Origin of the sequence: Streptomyces swartbergensis (assembly GCF_002148965.1) — a bacterium.
GTDB classification, from domain to species: domain Bacteria; phylum Actinomycetota; class Actinomycetes; order Streptomycetales; family Streptomycetaceae; genus Streptomyces; species Streptomyces swartbergensis.
In genome coordinates this window covers 1-3,950 of the sequence record NZ_NGFN01000518.1, presented here as the reverse complement: position 1 = coordinate 3,950, position 3,950 = coordinate 1, and the positions used below count along the sequence as shown (strand labels likewise).

At 70.4% G+C, this 3,950-nt stretch carries 3 protein-coding genes; 2 read left to right on the top strand and 1 reads right to left on the bottom strand.

All coding sequences use genetic code 11. The features are described from left to right. Positions 1-48: 48 nt before the first annotated feature. Complete coding sequence (locus CA983_RS41310; RefSeq protein WP_086605800.1) at positions 49-837, bottom strand: IclR family transcriptional regulator; 789 nt, start codon at positions 835-837, stop codon at positions 49-51. A gap of 134 nt (positions 838-971) precedes the next feature. Between CA983_RS41310 and CA983_RS41305 the strand changes: the two genes are divergently transcribed. Next, positions 972-2,309 carry a gluconate:H+ symporter gene (locus tag CA983_RS41305; RefSeq protein WP_086605799.1) on the top strand — a complete coding sequence of 446 codons (1,338 nt, stop codon included), beginning with the start codon at positions 972-974 and terminating at the stop codon, positions 2,307-2,309. Positions 2,310-2,352: 43 nt separating this feature from the next. Continuing rightward, a complete protein-coding gene (locus CA983_RS41300; protein ID WP_086605798.1) occupies positions 2,353-3,690 on the top strand; it encodes an enolase C-terminal domain-like protein in 1,338 nt (445 codons plus the stop codon). The last annotated feature ends 260 nt before the right edge of the window (positions 3,691-3,950 follow it).

Here is a 3,950-nt window from a genome sequence, read left to right as displayed (position 1 = left end):
GGGGCGGCCGCGCCGGGAATCGCCTTCTCGACGCCCCCTGGGACTGGCCTAACGCCAGTCGGGTGCCCCCGGTGCCGGTGGTAGCCGGGATTCGATCCTTGCTCGGATGTCCCGCATCACGGAGATGATGCGGGACTCGTGTTCCGGGGTCAGGCGGGCCGCCGGGACCGAGCAGCTGATGGCGTCGACGGCCGGGGTGCTGTAGCGCAGGGCGAAGCCGAAGCCGATGATGCCGGGGACCGTTTCCTCGCGGTCGATGGAGTAGCCGCGCTCGCGGACCCGGGCCAGGTCGGCGAGGAGTGCCGGACGGTCGGTGTGGGTGTTCTCCGTGAGGGCGGGCAACGGCCATGCAGTGAACGGCAGTTCGTCGTCAGCGCGCTCCGCGAGCAGTGCCTTGCCGAGCGCGCCGGCGTGGGCCGGGACGCGGCGGCCGACCCGGCTGATGGTGCGCAGGTACTCGTGGGACTCGCGGGTGGCGAGGTAGACGACGTCCCGGCCGTCGAGCCGGGCCAGGTGGATCGTCTCGCCGAGCGCGTCCGACGCCTCGTCGAGGTACGGGCGGACCGCCCGGACATGCCGGTCCCCGTCCAGGTAGCTCGTGCCGGTGAGCAGCGCGCGGATCCCGATGCCGTAGAGGGAGCCGGTGGCGTCCGTGCGGACCCAGCCGGCGTCGACCAGGGTCTGGAGCAGCTGGTACATGCTGCTGCGCGGCACCCCCAGGTCCTCCGCGAGCTGGTCGAGGCGCGAGGGCTGCTCCCCCCGCTCGGCGAGCAGTTCCAGCAGTGCGACGGTCCGGGCCGCCGACTTCACGCCGCGGACGCCTCTGCTCTCCTGCATGGGCTCATCGTAGGTCCGCATGAATCCGTGATCGCCCGGCCATTGACCCGGCACGTTCACCCACCTAGCCTCCATCTGCATACGTAGACGCGGTCTGCATATAGGGATGGACACCGGTTCAAAGGGGAACTGCCTTGCCTCTGCTCGTAGTCGGAATCAGCGTTCTGGTTCTGCTGGTCCTCATGACCAGGCTCAGACTGAACGGCTTCGCGGCCCTGCTGCTCGTGGCGGTCGGGGTCGCACTGGTCCAGGGGATTCCGGTGGCGACCATCCCGGACGTCCTCTCCGAGGGCATCGGGGACCAGATCGGCGACACCATGCTGACCATCGGGCTCGGCGCCATGGTCGGCCGTGTGATGGGGGACGCGGGCGCCGCACAGCGGATAGCCGGCAAGCTCCTCGACGCCTTCGGACCACGGTGGGTCCAGGTCGCCATGGTGGTCACGTCCATGCTGATCGGCGTGACCATGTTCTACGAGGTCGCGTTCGTCATCATCGTGCCCATCGCGTTCACCCTGGTCAGGGTCACCGGCGCGAAGCTGCTGTGGGTCGGCCTGCCGATGTCCATCGCCCTGTCCACCATGCACAGCTTCCTCCCGCCGCACCCCGGCCCCACCGCCGTCGCCGCGACCTTCCACGCCTCCGTCGGACTCACGCTGTTCTACGGCCTGTTCGTCGCCGTCCCCGCCGGGGCGCTCATCGCCCTGACCTGGCCGCGTCTTCCGTTCGTCGCGAGGATGACCCCTGCCATCCCCAAGGGCCTGGTCAGCGAGCGCGAGTTCACGGACGAGGAGATGCCGGGCCTCGGCTGGTCGCTGGTCGTGGCGATGTTCCCGGTGGTGCTGATCGTGGCCGCCGCGGTGACCGACATGGCCGCCTCCGGCGAGAGCCCGTTCCTGCACTTCGTCGCCTTCGTCGGCTCGGCGCCGATCGCGCTGCTGCTGACCCTGTGCCTGGCGGTGTGGGTGTTCGGACCGCGGATCGGGCGCAGCCTGAGCGACGTCGGCGCCTCCTGTGGCTCGGCGGCCCAGGCGATGGCGATGATCCTGCTGGTGATCGGCGCGGGCGGGGCCTTCAAGAACGTCCTCGTCGAAGGCGGGATCTCCGACTACATCAAGGACGTCACCGACGGCTGGTCCATCTCGCCGATCGTCCTCGCCTGGCTCGTCGCCGTCATCCTGCGCATCGCGCTCGGCTCGGCCACGGTCGCCGTCGTCACGGCCTCCGGGGTGGCGCTGCCGCTCCTGGCGGGCAGCGGGGTGCACCCGGAGGTCATGGTGCTGGCCGTCGCCTGCGGCTCCATCGCCTTCTCCCACGTCAACGACCCCGGGTTCTGGCTGTTCAAGGAGTACTTCAACCTCTCCGTCATCGAGGCGATCAAGGTCCGTACGTCCTACACGACGGTGCTCGCCGTGCTCGGTCTCGGCGGCGTCCTGGTGATCGAGTGGGGCCTCGACGCCCTCAGTCTTTGAACATTTCCATTCCGCCTTCAGAAGCCTTCAGAAGGGGCACGCGATGAGCATCGGACCGCAGCCGACCGTCACGGCGTTCGCCGTCTACCCCGTCGCCGGCCGGGACAGCATGGAGCTGAACCTCTCCGGCGCGCACGGCCCGTACTTCACCCGCAACGTCGTCGTCCTCACCGACTCCGAGGGGCGGACCGGGCTGGGGGAGGTGCCCGGCGGGGAGAAGATCACGCGGACGCTGCGGGACGCCGAGCCGCTGGTCGTCGGGGCGAAGGTGGGCGACTACAAGCGGGTGCTGCGCGAGATCGGTGACCGGTTCGCCGACCGGGACGCCGGGGGACGGGGTGCCCAGACCTTCGACCTGCGGACCACCGTCCACACCGTGACCGCGGTCGAGTCGGCGCTGCTCGACCTGCTCGGGCAGCATCTGGACGTACCCGTGGCGGCGCTGCTGGGCGACGGGCAGCAGCGGGACTCCGTGCGGGTGCTGGGGTACCTCTTCTACGTCGGTGACCCGGACCGGACGGATCTGGAGTACGTCCGGGAGCCCGGCTCGTCCGTGGAGTGGTACCGGGTGCGGCACGAGGAGGCGCTGTCGCCGGAGGCGATCGTGCGGCAGGCGGAGGCGGCGTACGAGCTGTACGGATTCCGGGACTTCAAGCTCAAGGGGGGTGTGCTGGAGGGAGCGGAGGAGGTCGCGGCCGTGCGGGCGCTCAAGTCGCGGTTTCCCGAGGCTCGGATCACCCTGGATCCGAACGGGGCGTGGTCTCTGAGGGAGGCGGTCGAGCTGTGCCGGCCGTTGGTGGGCACGCTCGCGTACGCCGAGGATCCCTGCGGGGCGGAGGGCGGTTACTCCGGGCGGGAGATCCTCGCGGAGTTCCGTCGGGCGACCGGGTTGCCGACGGCGACGAACATGATCGCGACGGACTGGCGTCAGATGGCCCATGCCCTGGCTCTCCAGTCGGTCTCCATTCCGCTGGCCGATCCGCACTTCTGGACCATGCAGGGGTCGGTGCGGGTGGCGCAGTTGTGCAACGCGATGGGGCTGACCTGGGGGTGTCACTCCAACAACCACTTCGACATCTCGCTGGCGATGGTCACGCACTGCGGGGCCGCGGCGCCGGGGGAGTACAACGCGCTGGACACGCACTGGATCTGGCAGGAGGGGCTGGAGCGGCTGACCGTCGAGCCGCCCCGGATCGTGGGCGGGGAGGTGGCTGTTCCGGACGCGCCGGGGTTGGGTGTCGAGTTGGACATGGACCGGCTGCTGGCGGCGCACGAGCTGTACCGGGAGAAGGCGTTGGGGGCGCGGGACGATGCGGTGGGGATGCGGTATTTGGTCCCGGGCTGGGAGTTCGATGCGAAGCGGCCGTGTCTGGTGCGGTAGCACGCCGTGGGGGGCGGGGTGCCTGCGGCGGCCTGTGGCTGCTTCGGTGGGGGCTCGTGTCGCGCCTGCGCGGTGGTCGTGGGTCGGGGCCGCGTCGGGGGGTGTCCGTCCTCGGAACGGCGCGATGGGGTCGGATACCGACTGACTCCCCGTTGACGCGCCAACCGCTGCGGGCGGACACCCCCCGACACGTCCCCTTGCGTCGTCCGGCGACTGCGGGTGCGTGAGGGCGGGCCGCCAGTCCCGCTTAGCTGCGGGCA

Excerpts from the sequence above, each read along its gene's own strand:
- CA983_RS41310 (WP_086605800.1), bottom strand. The coding sequence starts at position 837 with ATGCAGGAGAGCAGAGGCGTCCGCGGCGTGAAGTCGGCGGCCCGGACC.
- CA983_RS41300 (WP_086605798.1), top strand. The coding sequence starts at position 2,353 with ATGAGCATCGGACCGCAGCCGACCGTCACGGCGTTCGCCGTCTACCCC.